General features: G+C 53.3%; 16 protein-coding genes. 9 read left to right on the top strand and 7 right to left on the bottom strand.

The window, feature by feature from the left end:
• The first annotated feature begins 213 nt into the window (after window positions 1-213).
• The gene (guaA, locus tag ABLQ08_RS15615) at window positions 214-1770 is read left to right on the top strand and encodes a glutamine-hydrolyzing GMP synthase (RefSeq protein WP_352943896.1); all 1557 of its coding nucleotides are present in this window, start codon (window positions 214-216) and stop codon (window positions 1768-1770) included.
• Between the two features lie 92 nt (window positions 1771-1862).
• Complete coding sequence (locus tag ABLQ08_RS15610; RefSeq protein ID WP_352943895.1) at window positions 1863-2378, top strand: hypothetical protein; 516 nt, start codon at window positions 1863-1865, stop codon at window positions 2376-2378.
• 2 nt (window positions 2379-2380) lie between these two features.
• Here the strand turns inward: ABLQ08_RS15610 and ABLQ08_RS15605 are convergent, their stop codons facing one another.
• A complete protein-coding gene (locus ABLQ08_RS15605; protein ID WP_352943893.1) occupies window positions 2381-2713 on the bottom strand; it encodes a TraR/DksA family transcriptional regulator in 333 nt (110 codons plus the stop codon).
• Between the two features lie 93 nt (window positions 2714-2806).
• Window positions 2807-3769, bottom strand: a complete 963-nt coding sequence (locus ABLQ08_RS15600) for a cation diffusion facilitator family transporter (RefSeq protein WP_352943891.1) — start codon at window positions 3767-3769, stop codon at window positions 2807-2809.
• Between the two features lie 131 nt (window positions 3770-3900).
• Between ABLQ08_RS15600 and ABLQ08_RS15595 the strand changes: the two genes are divergently transcribed.
• The gene (locus ABLQ08_RS15595) at window positions 3901-4278 is read left to right on the top strand and encodes a hypothetical protein (protein ID WP_352943889.1); all 378 of its coding nucleotides are present in this window, start codon (window positions 3901-3903) and stop codon (window positions 4276-4278) included.
• On the opposite strand, the gene ABLQ08_RS15590 is transcribed toward ABLQ08_RS15595, so the two are convergent.
• On the bottom strand, window positions 4275-4910 hold the full coding sequence (locus tag ABLQ08_RS15590) for a MarC family protein (RefSeq protein ID WP_352943887.1): 636 nt from the start codon (window positions 4908-4910) through the stop codon (window positions 4275-4277). The two genes, ABLQ08_RS15595 and ABLQ08_RS15590, sit on opposite strands and share 4 nt — an antisense overlap.
• A gap of 302 nt (window positions 4911-5212) precedes the next feature.
• On the opposite strand from ABLQ08_RS15590, the gene gyrA reads away from it, so the two are divergent.
• Window positions 5213-7945 (top strand): DNA gyrase subunit A, encoded by a 2733-nt coding sequence (gene gyrA / locus ABLQ08_RS15585; RefSeq protein WP_417714926.1) that lies wholly within the window; start codon window positions 5213-5215, stop codon window positions 7943-7945.
• A gap of 105 nt (window positions 7946-8050) precedes the next feature.
• On the opposite strand, the gene ABLQ08_RS15580 is transcribed toward gyrA, so the two are convergent.
• The 3 genes from ABLQ08_RS15580 to ABLQ08_RS15570 all read right to left on the bottom strand — a co-directional run bounded on the left by ABLQ08_RS15580 (window position 8051) and on the right by ABLQ08_RS15570 (window position 10512).
• The gene (locus tag ABLQ08_RS15580; RefSeq protein WP_352943883.1) at window positions 8051-8515 is read right to left on the bottom strand and encodes a hypothetical protein; all 465 of its coding nucleotides are present in this window, start codon (window positions 8513-8515) and stop codon (window positions 8051-8053) included.
• Window positions 8516-8650: 135 nt separating this feature from the next.
• Window positions 8651-9895: a cyclopropane-fatty-acyl-phospholipid synthase family protein gene (locus ABLQ08_RS15575; protein ID WP_352943881.1), complete on the bottom strand. Its 1245-nt coding sequence runs from the start codon at window positions 9893-9895 to the stop codon at window positions 8651-8653.
• A 200-nt stretch (window positions 9896-10095) separates the two neighbouring features.
• The gene (locus ABLQ08_RS15570) at window positions 10096-10512 is read right to left on the bottom strand and encodes a phosphopantetheine adenylyltransferase (protein WP_352943879.1); all 417 of its coding nucleotides are present in this window, start codon (window positions 10510-10512) and stop codon (window positions 10096-10098) included.
• A gap of 163 nt (window positions 10513-10675) precedes the next feature.
• Between ABLQ08_RS15570 and coaD the strand changes: the two genes are divergently transcribed.
• From coaD to tgt, 5 genes are all read left to right on the top strand, one after another.
• Window positions 10676-11182, top strand: coding sequence for a pantetheine-phosphate adenylyltransferase (gene coaD, locus ABLQ08_RS15565; RefSeq protein WP_352943877.1), 507 nt, complete (start codon window positions 10676-10678; stop codon window positions 11180-11182).
• A 39-nt stretch (window positions 11183-11221) separates the two neighbouring features.
• Window positions 11222-11761: a peptidylprolyl isomerase gene (locus ABLQ08_RS15560; protein ID WP_417714918.1), complete on the top strand. Its 540-nt coding sequence runs from the start codon at window positions 11222-11224 to the stop codon at window positions 11759-11761.
• Between the two features lie 41 nt (window positions 11762-11802).
• Window positions 11803-12276 (top strand): peptidylprolyl isomerase, encoded by a 474-nt coding sequence (locus ABLQ08_RS15555; RefSeq protein ID WP_352943875.1) that lies wholly within the window; start codon window positions 11803-11805, stop codon window positions 12274-12276.
• Between the two features lie 203 nt (window positions 12277-12479).
• Window positions 12480-13553 carry a tRNA preQ1(34) S-adenosylmethionine ribosyltransferase-isomerase QueA gene (gene queA, locus ABLQ08_RS15550; protein WP_352943874.1) on the top strand — a complete coding sequence of 358 codons (1074 nt, stop codon included), beginning with the start codon at window positions 12480-12482 and terminating at the stop codon, window positions 13551-13553.
• 9 nt (window positions 13554-13562) lie between these two features.
• Window positions 13563-14714 (top strand): tRNA guanosine(34) transglycosylase Tgt, encoded by a 1152-nt coding sequence (gene tgt / locus ABLQ08_RS15545; RefSeq protein ID WP_352943872.1) that lies wholly within the window; start codon window positions 13563-13565, stop codon window positions 14712-14714.
• Between the two features lie 27 nt (window positions 14715-14741).
• On the opposite strand, the gene ABLQ08_RS15540 is transcribed toward tgt, so the two are convergent.
• A complete protein-coding gene (locus ABLQ08_RS15540) occupies window positions 14742-15068 on the bottom strand; it encodes a DUF4864 domain-containing protein (protein WP_352943870.1) in 327 nt (108 codons plus the stop codon).
• Between the last annotated feature and the right edge of the window lie 141 nt (window positions 15069-15209).

Raw genomic sequence — 15209 nt, 5'->3', positions numbered from 1 at the left:
TTTCATGAACAAGGAACCCCATAAAGGTAAATGACCACGAGACCGGCGGTCAAAACGAAATTGCGCCTGAGGCAGCTTGTCCGCTGATAATTTGGCCCATGTGGTAACCGCTTCTTCTCTGGGGAGGGAATTCGGCAATAAAATCCTGTGAGACGAAGTTATTCGTGCGAAAATCGGGTTCAATTTGCGCAAAAGACCGGGTAGAAGCTGGCCATGACCCAGCACGACCGCTTACTAATCATTGACTTCGGCTCTCAGGTGACCCAGCTCATCGCCCGGCGCCTGCGTGAGTTGAACGTATACTGCGAAATTCACCCGTTTCAGAATGTCACCGACGCTTTTCTGGCCGAGTTTAAGCCGAAAGCCGTGATTTTCTCCGGAGGCCCGTCGTCGGTATTTGCTGACGGGGCACCAATGCCGCCCAAGACCGTGTTTGATCTAGGAGTTCCGATCCTGGGGATCTGCTATGGTCAGCAGGTCATGATGCATTGTCTCGGTGGCAAGGTAGAACGTGGGCACGGTACGGCCGAATTTGGCCGGGCTTACGTCACGCCTGGAGAGCACAAGCTTTCCCTCCTGGATGGGTGGTTTGAGGACGCTCGTGAGCAGGTCTGGATGAGCCACGGCGATCATGTGAGTGAAATTGCGCCTGGCTTTGAAGTTTACGGAACATCTCCGAATGCTCCGTTTGCCATCACGGCAGATACTTCCCGTCAGTTCTACGCCGTTCAGTTCCATCCTGAAGTCCATCACACACCGAATGGAAAGAAGCTTTACGAGAACTTCGTGCGTCTTGCAGGGTTCACCGGTGACTGGACCATGGGCGCTTACAGGGACGATGCGATCGCCAAGATCCGGGAACAGGTTGGCGACAAGAAAGTAATCTGCGGCCTGTCCGGTGGCGTGGACAGTTCCGTTGCCGCGGTTCTGATACACGAAGCAATCGGTGACCAGCTGACCTGTGTCTTCGTCGACCACGGTTTATTGCGACTCAATGAGGCGGATGAAGTCGTCTCCATGTTCCGGGACCACTACAACATTCCGCTAATCCATGCAGACGAGTCGGACTTGTTCCTCGGCGCCCTGGAAGGTGTGTCCGACCCGGAAACAAAGCGTAAGACCATTGGCAAGCTGTTCATTGACGTGTTCCAGAAATACGCCAATGAGATCGAGGGGGCGGAGTTCCTGGCTCAAGGTACGCTCTATCCGGATGTCATCGAGAGCGTCAGCTTTTCCGGTGGACCTTCGGTAACGATCAAGTCGCACCACAATGTCGGCGGCCTGCCGGAAAAGATGGGCTTGAAGCTGGTTGAGCCGCTGCGCGAGTTGTTCAAGGACGAGGTGAGGGCACTCGGCCGGGAACTCGGTCTGCCGAACAGCTTCATCGGCCGTCACCCGTTCCCCGGACCGGGCCTTGCGATCCGTTGCCCAGGCGAAATCACACGGGACAAGTTGGAAATTCTCCGCAAGGCGGATGCCGTCTATATCGACCAGATCAGAAAACACGGTCTTTACGACGATATCTGGCAGGCGTTTGTTGCCATATTGCCGGTGCGTACGGTCGGTGTCATGGGGGACTATCGAACATACGACTACGCCTGCGCCCTGAGGGCCGTGACTTCGGTCGATGGCATGACTGCCGACTATTATCCGTTCAGTCATGAGTTTCTTGGTGAAACGGCAACTCGCATCATCAATGAGGTGCAGGGCATCAACAGGGTAACTTACGACATTACCTCAAAGCCACCGGGTACTATCGAGTGGGAATAATAACGAAGGGCCGCGGGGTGCGAGAAACTGCAACCTGCGGCCATTTTGTTTGAAGCGATACCTTTCGCGCCAGGATCCTTGAAGCGAGAACTATGGATAGCTCAATCGATTTGACACCGGATTGTTCCGCATGCGCGGCGTTATGTTGTGTCGTGTTTGCGTTCGACAAATCAGAGTCCTTTGCCATAGACAAAGCTGCTGGCGAAGTCTGTCCGAATCTCAATGACCACATGGAATGCCGTGTCTTTAAGGACAGGGAAAGGTTGGGGTTTAGAGGCTGCATCACCTACAACTGCTACGGTGCAGGCCAGCGTGTCACTCAGGATATTTTCAAAGGCAAGACCTGGCGTCAGAATCCTGCAATCAAAAATCGGATGGGCGAGGCATTGTCGGTCTTGCGCCGGATACACGAACAACTGTCACTGCTGTCGATGGCCAGCAAGATGCCTTTGAAAGCGAATGAACGCAGTACCCTGCAGACGTTGGAGAAGAACCTGATGCCAGTACCCAACTGGACAGAGGATGAGTTGGCGAACTATCCGATTGATCGAATGACAAAAGACGTCTCGGCATTTCTGCTAGGTCTTCGTCGCCTGGTGGTACGCTGATATCAACTGGCGCAATTGATGCAGAATGCCGCGGCCGGATCCACTTCAAGCCGTTTGTCGGCAATCTCATCACCGCATTCAACGCAATATCCGTATTCTCCATCATCAAGGCGCTGCAAGGCGGCCGAGATTTTTTGAATATCCGCGCGCCGTTGCCGCTCTGCTGCTTGTGCCATGGCCTGCCCCTGTAGAGCGTCCATGCGCGATAGCCTGCCAACCGATTGCTGGTCCAAGGTAACTGTTGCCCTGGCATCCTCTGAAATCTCGCTGAGTTCCTCCAGCTCCTGCTTCAGATCCAACAGTGTTTTCCTGATCGCGTCATTGCTTTGCGGCATCGTCAACCTCCGGTTACGAGAATGACGAAGCCGGAACCGTTCCGCAAGTCACCCCAAAAGCGAGGCAGCGTTTCGGCCAGACCTAATCGAGGTTTAGTTGTCTGGGGGGCTTAGCGCAGCCTTTTCTTGCGCCAGCATTTCCTCGTGATGTTTTTGGGCCTGCACTTCGATAAACAGGCGGGTGATTTCGGGAATTTGCATCTTGATCGTGCGTTCCAGGGAATAGATTGTTTCTTCAACAGTTCCCGCCACAACTTCATCGATGAAGTCGACAGACAATGCGAGCAAGACGTCCCTGGGACCACGGTGCAATGTCCGGATCTCGTTGAGATTATCGATTGCCGGCGTCGCATCGATGATCGCCTCGATCTTCGCCAGAACTTCCGGTGAAGCGCCTTCGCCGATCAACAAGCCCTTGGTTTCAAACGCAAGCAGAGCTGCAGTACCCGCAAGAATAACGCCGATCAGGATCGAAGCAGCGCCATCAAGCCAGGCAAGTCCAAGGTATTGGACACCTAATAGTCCGAAAAATGCGACTATGAGACCAAGCATGGCTGCGCTGTCCTCAAAGAGAACAGTGAACACAGTAGGGTCCTTGCTGTCGCGCACAGCTGAAAAAATCGTCTTTTTGCCGCGCAATTGATTGAATTCCTTGTAGGCAATCCACCACGCAACCGATTCGAAAATCATCGCAAGGCCGAGAACGACATACGCGACGTAAGGGTTTGAGACAGGGTGCGGATGCAGGACTTTCTGGATTCCCTCGTAGAGTGACACGCCTGCACCTACGGCAAATATCAAAATCGCCACCACAAAGGACCAGAAGTAGAGCTCCGCGCCGTAGCCGAACGGATGACGCTGATCGGCCGGTTGCTTGGACTTTTTCAGTCCGTAGAGCAGTAGGCCCTGGTTGCCGGTATCCACGAGTGAATGGATGCCTTCAGACAACATGGCCGACGAACCGGTGTAGACGGCGGCGGCAAACTTTGTAATTGCGATTAACGAGTTTCCGGCAAGCGCTGCAAATATGACCCTTTTGGACCCATGTCCTGCCATATCACCTCCCTCGAAAGTCTAAAGAATGCGAATTGTTGTCTTGCGCCGGAGCCTATGACGTATTCGTGACTTTTATCAACTTTCACGCTCCTGCATGGTTGCGCGAAAGATTCTATATTGAGGCAGTTGCAATGAAGATTTCGTCAAAAATCTCCTTATTGACAACATTGACCTGGATGACGCTCTGGCCGGTTCCCGGACAAGCAAACGACGTTGAAATTGTCGATGCGACCGCCAGGAAGTCCGGCGGCAGCTGGACGTTTTCCGTAACGTTGCGGCATGAAGATACCGGATGGGACCACTATGCCGATCTCTGGCAGGTTTATACTCCTGAGGGTGAACTGTTGGGAGAACGCGTGCTGCTTCATCCTCACGTGGATGAGCAGCCATTCACAAGATCGCTATCCGGAGTGGAAATCCCGGATGATGTCTCCGAGGTCGTCATCAAGTCACGTGACAGCGTTCACGGAATGTCTCCGCAGGAATTCAGGTTGTCGCTTCCACGCTAGGAGTTAATGAAAGCCAGAACACCGTCCGCGACGAACTGAACAGACAGAGCAGCAAGCAGAACGCCAAGAAGGCGTGTAATCACGAGCTGAGCCGTGTCTCCAAGCAGCCGTTCCAATTTGTCTGCCAGCAGGAATGCTCCCATGCAACTGAGCAGAATCACCGCGATGACTCCACCCAACCCCGCGTAGTGGATCGTGTCGGGAGCCTGACTGGACAGAAGTATGATGGCGGAGATCGTTGCTGGCCCCGAAATTAGGGGAATGGCGAGCGGGAAGATTGCGAGTTCGTTGACCGTGCCGTGATGTGCCTCGGATTCAATCGCCTTTTCGGCAGTTTCAGCTTTTCGTTCCTGCCTTTTTCCGAAAATCATTTCAATCGCGATCAGAAACAACAAGATACCGCCGGCTACCCTGAAGGCTGAAACGGAAATGCCGAGAACATTCAGAACTGTCTGCCCTGAAGCATAAAAGATCAGAAGAATTCCCGCCGCGGTGAGCGTTGCCCGCACAGCCACCTGGCGCCTGTCTGCCTGACTCATGCCCGCAGTCACGGCAAGAAACATCGGTGCCAATCCAACAGGGTCGATCGTGACGAAAAGCGTCGCAAAGGCATTGATAAAATAGTCCAGCATTTCTCATTCCCGAAGCGGTTTTTCCGGTGCGAAAGCGGTCTTACTATAGGGGTTTGGGCGATACAGCGACCCGGTTTGCGTAAATCATTTTATCGCCCTGTGTATACTCTCTGTAGGTCATTGAAACTAAAGTGTTATTCGTTAGGCGGAAAACAGCCTGCGATTTGGTGCGGTGACTTGAATCGGATATAAAAGAGCCAGCAATAACAATCAAATGAGTGTCTTCCTTGGCTGACCAGGACAACAGCACGCCTTCCGACGGATTGCCGTCGGATATCAAACCGGTCTCCATTGTCGATGAAATGAAGCGCAGCTATCTCGATTACGCCATGAGTGTGATCGTATCGCGCGCATTGCCCGACGTGAGAGACGGACTGAAGCCGGTTCATCGCCGCATCCTCTATTCGATGCACGAAAACGGTTATGAGTGGAACAAGCCCTATCGTAAGTCGGCCCGTGTGGTCGGTGACGTCATGGGTAAGTACCACCCGCACGGCGATAGTGCCATTTACGATGCGCTCGTGCGCATGGCGCAGAATTTCTCGCTGCGACTGCCGCTGATCGACGGACAGGGGAACTTCGGCTCCATCGACGGCGACCCCGCCGCGGCGATGCGTTACACCGAGTGCCGTCTGGAAAAGGTTGCACACAAACTCCTGGATGACATCGACAAGGAAACCGTCGATTTCCAGGAGAACTACGACAACTCCGAAAGCGAACCGGTTGTCCTGCCGGCGAAGTTTCCAAATCTGCTGGTCAACGGCGCCGGCGGCATTGCCGTGGGTATGGCGACCAACATACCGCCGCATAACCTCGGCGAAGTGATCGACGCGGCTATTGCCATCATGGAAAACCCGGCAATGCCGCTGGAAGAACTGATGCAGATCGTGCCGGGGCCGGATTTCCCGACAGGTGGCATGATCCTCGGTAGAGCCGGAATCCGCAACGCATATGAGAGCGGTCGTGGCTCCGTTGTCATGCGGGCCAAGGTTGATGTCGAAGAAGTTCGCAAGGATCGCAATGCGCTGATCGTTACGGAGATCCCGTATCAGGTCAACAAGTCGACCATGATCGAAAAGATCGCGGAACTCGTACGCGACAAACGTATCGAAGGTATCTCCGATATCCGCGATGAGAGTGACCGGTCCGGAATGCGGGTGGTCATCGAGCTCAAGCGTGACGCGGTTCCGGACGTCGTGCTCAATCAGCTTTACCGTTTCAGTCAGCTTCAGACGTCCTTCGGCGCCAATATGGTTGCGTTGAATGGCGGCAAACCGGAGCAGATGAACCTTTCAGACATGCTGAGAGCGTTTGTTGCATTCCGCGAAGAGGTCGTTCAAAGGCGAACCCGGTACCTTCTCAAGAAGGCGCGTGACAGAGCTCACATCCTGGTTGGTCTCGGCATTGCGGTTGCCAATATCGATGAAGTCATTCACCTGATCCGAACGGCTCCGGACCCGGCGACCGCACGCGCCCAATTGATGGAGCGTGACTGGCCCGCGCATGACGTGGAGCCTTTGATCCGCCTGATCGATGACCCACGTCATCAGGTTCAGGAGGACGGCACATACAAGCTGTCTGAAGAACAGGCGCGTGCCATTCTGGATCTGCGTCTGCAGCGCCTCACGGCCCTGGGTCGCGATGAGATTGACGACGAACTGAAAAAGATCGGCGCCGAAATTTCGGACTATCTCGATATTCTTCGCTCAAGAGCACGAATACAGGAAATCGTGCGCAACGAGATGCTGGAAATCAAGGAAGAGTTTGCAACACCGAGACGGACCGAAATTGTCGAAGGTGGTGCGGACTTTGACGAAGAGGACCTGATCCAGCGTGAAGACATGGTCGTGACCGTATCCCATACCGGCTACATCAAACGTGTTCCGCTCGCCACGTATCGCGCACAGCGCAGAGGTGGCAAGGGACGATCGGGCATGTCGACCAAGGACGAGGATTTCGTCACGCGCCTGTTTGTCGCCAATACGCACACTCCGGTCTTGTTCTTCTCGTCCCGGGGTATCTGCTACAAGATGAAAGTATGGAGGCTGCCACTTGGCGGTCCCACCTCGCGTGGCAAGGCCCTGGTCAACATGCTGCCCCTGGAACAGGGCGAACAGATCACCTCCATCCTTCCGCTGCCGGAAGACGAAGACAGCTGGGCAAATCTCGACGTGATGTTCGCAACCGTTCGCGGAACGGTACGCCGGAACAAGCTTTCCGATTTCGTGAATATCAACCGAAACGGCAAGATTGCCATGAAGCTTGAGGATGGCGACGGCATTGTCGGAGTAGATACCTGCTCCGAACATGCTGATGTCATGCTGACTACGAATTTCGGTCAGTGCATCCGCTTCCCGGTCACAGATGTCCGTGTCTTTGCGGGACGTAACTCCGTCGGTGTGCGCGGCATCAGATTGGCCGATGATGACCGTGTCATCTCAATGCAAATCCTCCACCACATCGACGTCGATGCGGAAGAAAGAGCTGCGTATCTGAAGCTATCCCGCGCAATGCGCGGCGAAGCTGAAGAAAACGGCAATGGAGGCGATGAAGAAGGCGTTGTGGCAGGTGATCTTCCTCAGGAACGATACGCTCAAATGAGTGCTGCTGAACAGATCATTTTGACCATTTCCGAGAACGGTTACGGTAAACGGACGTCTTCCTTTGAATATCGTGTCACCGGCCGCGGCGGTAAGGGCATCACAGCCATGGCGGTCAATGATCGTAACGGTGGACTGATTTCTTCGTTCCCGGTTGAGGACAGTCATCAGATCATGCTTGTCACTGATGGTGGACAACTCATTCGTTGTCCTGTCGACGGCATCCGTATTGCCGGACGGGCGACGCAGGGCGTCATTGTCTTCAAAACGGCCAAGGACGAGAAGGTTGTCGCGGTGGAAGGCATCTCTGAAGTCGATGACGAGGACGTTGATGACGAAACAACGGGCGACGCAGACGCATCAGGCGAACAGGGGGGTGCTCCAACAAATGGAAATGAACCTGGCGAACCGGAAGGTGACAGCTCTGCCGAGTAGTGGTTCCACGCAACCGCAAGCTCTGAACAATCGAGCATTCGCATGAAGTAGACAAGAGGCGGTCAATTGGACCGCCTTTTTTTATGCCCTTCGGATTGAAAGCAATTAATCCGAGTGGCCGTCTGGAAGAACATGAATCGCGATGAAGGTCAGAAGTTGAAAACCTGCTTGAACCATATGATTTTGCTCGAGACTGAATTTCATCACGATCTGGTCGGCAATAAAAAACGCCAGCCATAGCCCCAGCGAGACGATGTAAGCAGTGTTTACCCGCGACATCCAGCGCTCTCGCGGAGTTGTGGGAGTGAATGCCGCCGCGACAAAGAATATTGTCGATAGAAAAGACCAGCAGATTATCCCGGCAAACAGGAACGGGGGCAGGGACGCCGGCGGGTGATAAATGGCAAGTGACTTGACGAGATATGGATAGTTTGAATGTGGAAGCCAACCTCCGTCAACCAGTCCAAGTTGAACCATAGCCCCGGCAAAGTCGGTCAAGAAGGCAATCAACCACCAAAGCATCCAGAAATAGATCAGGATCTTCTTGAAAGATAAAGGCGAGATCGTCATAGACCGCTCCTGGCAATGTGTCAGCCGGTATTTCCTTCAATGAACTTCAAAAGATCTTGGCCGGAATTTAATACACCTCAGTGTGTCACCGGTTTCTCGCAATCGAATTTGCTGGCTCGGCACACTATTGTCGGATCATTCGGCCGCGTCCGAGAGCAGACGACCTTCGATCGACCTGAGACGACTTTCTTCATGAACCATGTAATCACGCGTAAGGGGGAGAGCCTCCTGATCCTTGACGAATTGAATCTGGAAATTGTTCATTCCGCCAAAACGGAAAGCGCATTCCGAAGCTGCCAGATAGAACTCCCACATTCGACAAAATCGCTCATCATAGATTGCTTTTGCCTCATCTCGATTAGCGTTGAAAAGAGAGGCCCAGTGTTTAAGGGTCTCCGCATAGTGCAGTCTCAGAATTTCAACGTCTGTAACACAAAGCCCCAATTGCTCCAGATGGGGAACGACTTCCGAAAGAGCCGGAATGTACCCTCCTGGAAAAATATACTTCTTGATCCAGGCATTGGTTGCTCCTGGGCCATCAGAACGATTGATTGAGTGAAGAAGGGCCACGCCCTGTTCATCAAGCAACATGCTTACCTTTTGAAAAAACTCCCGGTAATGACCAACACCGACATGCTCAAACATTCCGACTGAAACGATCCTGTCGAAATTGCTGTTCAGCGTTCTGTAGTCCCGCAGCAGTAGCGATACCTTGTTGGACAATCCGCGTTCTTCAACTCGCTTGCGAGAAAGCGCGAGCTGTTCTTCAGAGAGGGTAACGCCGACTACATCGGCACCGCATACCTCGGCGAGGTAGATTGCCAATCCGCCCCAACCCGAACCGATGTCCAGAACCCGCATGCCCGGCTGAATCATCAGTTTTGATGCAATGTGTCTTTTCTTTGCCAGTTGTGCCCGTTCCAGAGAGCCGTCATCTCCTTCGAAATAGGCGCAGGAATATTGACGGTCAGAATCGAGAAAGAGATCGTAGAGACTTCTCGATAGATCATAATGATGTGAGACATTCGCCTTGGACCGACTGACCGGATTGTATTGATCCAATCGTCTGATAGCACGTCGAATACCATGCATCATCTTGGATGAAGCCGTTGTGCTGGAGTTGCCGGTGTTCTGCAAGAACACTGACAGCACGTCATAAATGGTTCCCTCGGTCATCACGAGGTCACCATTGACATAGCACTCGCCGAAATAAAGGTCTGGATCCGCAACGATTTTGACCGCTGCCGTCGCGTTTATTTTTATTCCGACAGAAACTCCGGACCCATCGCCATAACGATGAACCACGCCTGCCGGATCGGTTACGTTCAGATCACCCCTTTTAACAATCGACGAGACCGCAGAATCGAAAATCCGATACATTTGGTCTACCTAAGTAATTTCTACATGTTTCACGAAAGAACAAATTTCATCATGCACCGACGAGAATTTCAAGTTGCAGTTTCCTCAGGTGCACGTTCACGCCTGTTGTTCCGTTTACAGACAATAACTTAGGACAAACAAAAACAGCGACCAGGGGAAGCCGGGCCGCCGTTTCAAAGATGAATTTCGGAACTGCTAGATCAGTTTGAAGTCGGGTATCTTGCCAAAATTGTTTCGTTTACGCTCGGCGATGCCCTTTGGACGGTGACAAAAGAAACGTTCCGAACCTTGCGCGCACCTGTCAGAGCGGCTGCACAATCATCGCTCCAGGCCCCCCAAGCTTGCGAATTACACGTTTCACTGGAAGGGACCTTGGTTGCGCGATCCGACTTGGTTGCGGTCAAACCTTGAGTTGCCAGGTTGTTTAAATCCTGTGCCTGAGAAGCTTTGCTGGGATGCATCGTCATCACGCCTGCTGCGATCATGGTCAACAGGGCCAGGACGAAAATGGCTGCCATTTTGAAATGCATTGCCGGATCCGTTGCCTTGGCCTGAATCGCAAAGGGCTTTGCCGCTTTGCTGCTGGCGGTCCGGGTGGTTTCGTTGTAGCTCCTCATTGCACTGGCTCCTGCTCACGCCATCCAAATTTGATGAAGCCACTTTGCCTCAACCCGGAAAAGACTTATGTGATTGCCATCACAAAATGTCAGTTGATGACAAAGTCCTTTCAAATCAGCTGTTTTCCTTGTGACCAGACAATAGTCAGAGTATTGAAGAGCCATGAAACGCATTGCACTTTATCCAGGGTCATTCGATCCGGTTACCAACGGCCATATGGATATTCTGCGTCAATCTCTGGCTCTGGCAGACAGAGTCGTGGTTGCAATCGGAATTCATCCCGGCAAGTCACCGCTGTTCTCATTTGAAGAGCGTGTAGACCTCATTCATGCTTCGGCGCGTGCTGAGTTCAGCCCGGAAGAAGCAAATCGCATCGACGTCATTGCTTTTTCCAACCTCGTCATCGATACCGCCAAGGAACAGGAAGCTGCCTATCTCGTGCGTGGATTGCGGGATGGAACAGATCTGGATTACGAAATGCAGATGGCAGGCATGAACGGCACGCTGGCCCCTGAAATCCGGACTGTTTTTCTGCCCGCGTCTCCAAACGTGCGTCACATCACGGCTACCTTGGTAAGGCAAATCGCCAAAATGGGCGGGGAAATCGCGGCGTTTGTACCCGAACCGGTTGCGCAACCACTACGTCTGCGGGCAAGACCAGACGCATGATTCAACAACATTCTTTGACCTGAACGTTAGGAGTTCCCAGTGTCAAAATTATTCGCAGTTTTCGCTGTTCTGGCATCACTGATTGCCATTCCTGCGACCGCTTTCGCTCAGGACAATGACCCTGAGAACACGCTCTATCTGGATTTGAAGGACGGGCGTGTCGTTATTCAACTGCGTCCAGACCTTGCGCCTCAGCACGTCGAACGCATCAAGAAACTGACCCGCGAGGGTTTTTACGACGGAATTGTCTTTCACCGTGTGATCGATGGTTTTATGGCACAGACCGGGGATCCGACAGGTACAGGCATGGGGGGATCTGAAGAATCCGACTTGGCCGCAGAATTTACTGACACACCATTTGTTCGAGGTACCCTTGGAATGGCGCGCACGAACGATCCGAACAGCGCGAATTCCCAATTTTTCATCACTTTCGGTAAAGCCGACTGGCTGGATGGCAAATACACGGTCTTCGGCCAGGTTGTTGAAGGAATGGAGCACGTCGACAAGATCACGCGCGGCGAACCTCCTGCGAACCCGGACAAGATCATCAAGATGCAGATCGCGGCTGACGCCAGCTGAGGCAGAACTGCAAAGAACGGAATAAACTCAAGGAGATAAAAATGGCTGAGATAAAAGACGCCGAAAACACGTTGGTCATGGAAACGAGCCAGGGACCGGTGTTTATCGAAATGAAACCCGACCTTGCACCAACGCATGTTGCGCGCATCAAGGAACTTGTTCGCGATGGTTTTTATGACGGGATCGTCTTTCACCGTGTAATCGACGGTTTCATGGCGCAGACCGGCTGCCCGCAGGGAACTGGCACTGGCGGTTCGGGACAAAAACTGAAGGCAGAGTTCAGCAAGGAAAAACACGTACGCGGAACTTGTTCCATGGCACGTGCCATGGATCCGAACTCCGGCGACAGCCAGTTCTTCATCTGTTTCACCGACGCACCGTGGCTCGATGGCCAATACACCGTTTGGGGTGAGGTCATCGAAGGCATGGACAATGTCGACAAGATCAAGCGCGGCGAACCGGTAGTTGATCCGGACAACATAGTGTCACTGAAGGTCGCCGCTGACGCTGCCTGATTGGTTCTATTACGGTAGAGTTCAACAGCGTGGGCCTCTGTCCGCGCTGTTTTTTTGACTTCGGAATAATTGCGGTGTCGAGAGTTGACCTCGCATTGCTCGCCAGCTAAGAGCCGCTGACTGAGCAGCCGATTTTGGACCAAAAATCTAGAAAAGTATCCAACCGGCAAGCCCCACTTTGAAACGGACCAGACTGCTACCCCATGCGAGTGGATCAATTTGACTTCGAGCTTCCGAATGAACGAATTGCGCTGAGGCCCGCAAGGCCGCGAGACTCTGCGCGTATGCTTGTCGTGCGTCCGGATCACGACGAAGTCCTAGGCGATAGGGGCGTAAGGGACCTGGCTGAAATTCTGGATCCGGGAGACGCATTGGTCTTTAACGACACCAAAGTCATTCCGGCGCAGCTGGAAGGAAAGCGTAGTCGAGGCGACGCTGTTGCCGGTGTCAGTGCAACATTGCACTTGCGTTCCGCGCCGGACCAATGGCACGCCTTCGTAAGGCCTGCCAAAAAACTCCAACTGGATGATGTCGTTGTCTTTTCGAACGACGACGCGACGCTAACTGCAAAAGTCATCAAAAAATCCGAGGGTGGGGAGGTTCTGCTGGCGTTTGAGAAGTCCGGTCCCGAGCTCGACATTGCAATCGCGTCAGTGGGGCACATTCCATTGCCTCCATATATTGCTCAAAAGCGCGGAGAGGACGAGCAGGACCGCAAGGACTATCAGACCATCTTTGCCGAGAGAGATGGAGCAGTAGCCGCGCCTACAGCGGGACTGCACTTCACGGATGATCTTCTCAAAAGTCTGACGGACAGGGGGATTGAGCAACATCGTGTGACACTGCACGTCGGAGCCGGAACGTTCCTGCCGGTCAAGGCGGACGACACGGATGACCACAAGATGCATGCTGAATGGGGCGAAGTTTCGGAAGAGACCGCACGTGCGTTGCTGAAGGTGCGGGCGAGGGGAAACAGGGTCGTCAGCGTGGGAACCACGTCTCTCCGCATCCTTGAAAGTTCTGCGCAGAAAACAGGCACGATTGCTCCTTTTGCTGACAAGACATCGATTTTCATTACGCCGGGATACAGGTTCAAGGCGATCGATGCTCTGATGACTAATTTCCATTTGCCACGTTCAACGTTGTTTATGCTGGTTTCTGCGTTTTCGGGGCTGGAAACCATGCAGAATGCGTACAAGCACGCCATTTCCAGCGAATACCGTTTCTACAGCTATGGAGACGCTTCGCTTCTGTTTCCGCAAAGAAATGCGATCTGAGGAAAGTCCATGTCGGAGAACAAAAAGAAATTCGGTTTCAAACTGATCGCCACCGACGGCATGGCCCGGCGCGGGGAAATAACCACGCCGCACGGCGTCGTTCGTACGCCGGCCTTCATGCCGGTGGGCACGCAAGCAACCGTGAAAGCGATGTATCCTGAACAGGTTCGACAGACTGGTGCGGATGTGGTGCTCGGGAACACCTACCACCTGATGTTGCGTCCAACAGCTGAACGTGTCGACCGACTTGGTGGATTGCACAAATTCATGAACTGGCCGCACACGATCCTTACCGACAGCGGCGGCTTTCAGGTCATGTCTTTGGCACAGCTCAGAAAACTGGATGAAGAAGGTGTCCGGTTTCAAAGTCATATCGATGGGAGCAAATACCATCTGACGCCGGAACGGTCGATCGAAATTCAGGGATTGCTCGGTTCAGATATCCAGATGCAGCTGGATGAATGCATCAAGTTGCCCAGTCCGAAAGAGGAAGTCCAACGGGCAATGGAGCTGTCGTTGCGGTGGGCCGAGCGCTCCAGGACACAGTTCGAGGAAATGGGTGGCCCCGAAAAGGGGCAGGGGCTTTACGGGATCGTTCAGGGGGGGGATCAGCCTGACCTGCGCATAAGATCAGCTGAAGAACTCGGAAAACTGCCATTCGAGGGATACTCTGTCGGTGGCCTCGCAGTCGGCGAACCTCAGGACGTGATGTTGAAAATGCTCGATATCACCACGCCCGTGATGCCGGCGGACAAACCCCGGTACCTGATGGGTGTCGGTACCCCTGATGATCTTCTTGAAAGCGTGAAACGCGGCATTGATCAGTTCGACTGCGTTATGCCGACCCGCGCCGGACGGCACGGTCTTGCGTACACCCGGTTTGGAAAAGTGAACCTCAAAAATGCCCGGCATCAGGACGATCCCCGTCCACTGGACGAAGGAAGCGTATGCCCGGCATCGAGTACTTACAGCCGCGCATACCTGCATCACTTGGTCAGGGCAGGTGAGGGACTGGCTGGAATGCTGCTCACCTGGAACAACATTGCCTACTATCAGGAGCTCATGCAGGGCATGCGAGATGCCATCGAAGAAGGCAGGTTTGAGGACTTCTACGCCAGGACAAAGGAAGACTGGGCGCGCGGCGATATACCGGAACTTTGAAAGAACTCGGCGGTTTACGCGTTCTCGTTATGCTGAAATGTCATCGAGTTTTCTCAAGTAACAACCAGATATCCGCCAACTTCCGTCTGCTTGTTGTTCAAAACTGTAAAGGGCGAGCCAGTTTTCGCCCTTGGGCCCCGTGACAAAAACTTCCTGCGTCGGGCCGTAGCGGGTCATTTTGGACTTACCGAAGGCGACGCTTCTGGGCCGATAGACCGGTTTGTATCCCTGGCGGACCATTTGCATGAAGAACTCCGGGGTCTGGAAGCGTTGCTGAAGGCTCCTGGTCGCAAATGAGAATGCTTTCTCTGCATTGCCGGACGCAAAAGCATTCATCTGATTTTTGATGATCATTTGAAATGCATCACCATCCAGATTGTTTTCAGCTTTTCCAGCACCCACACTGAGGAACCAAGCCAAACTGGCCACGAGCAAAAATTTGCCGAAACGAGCCCTCGACATAATCGGTACCTCCTCTTTCGATCCCGATCATAA

Source organism: Roseibium sp. SCP14 (genome assembly GCF_040329475.1).
Classification (GTDB): Bacteria; Pseudomonadota; Alphaproteobacteria; order Rhizobiales; family Stappiaceae; genus Roseibium.
This window is presented reverse-complemented; position numbering and strand designations above follow the sequence as displayed.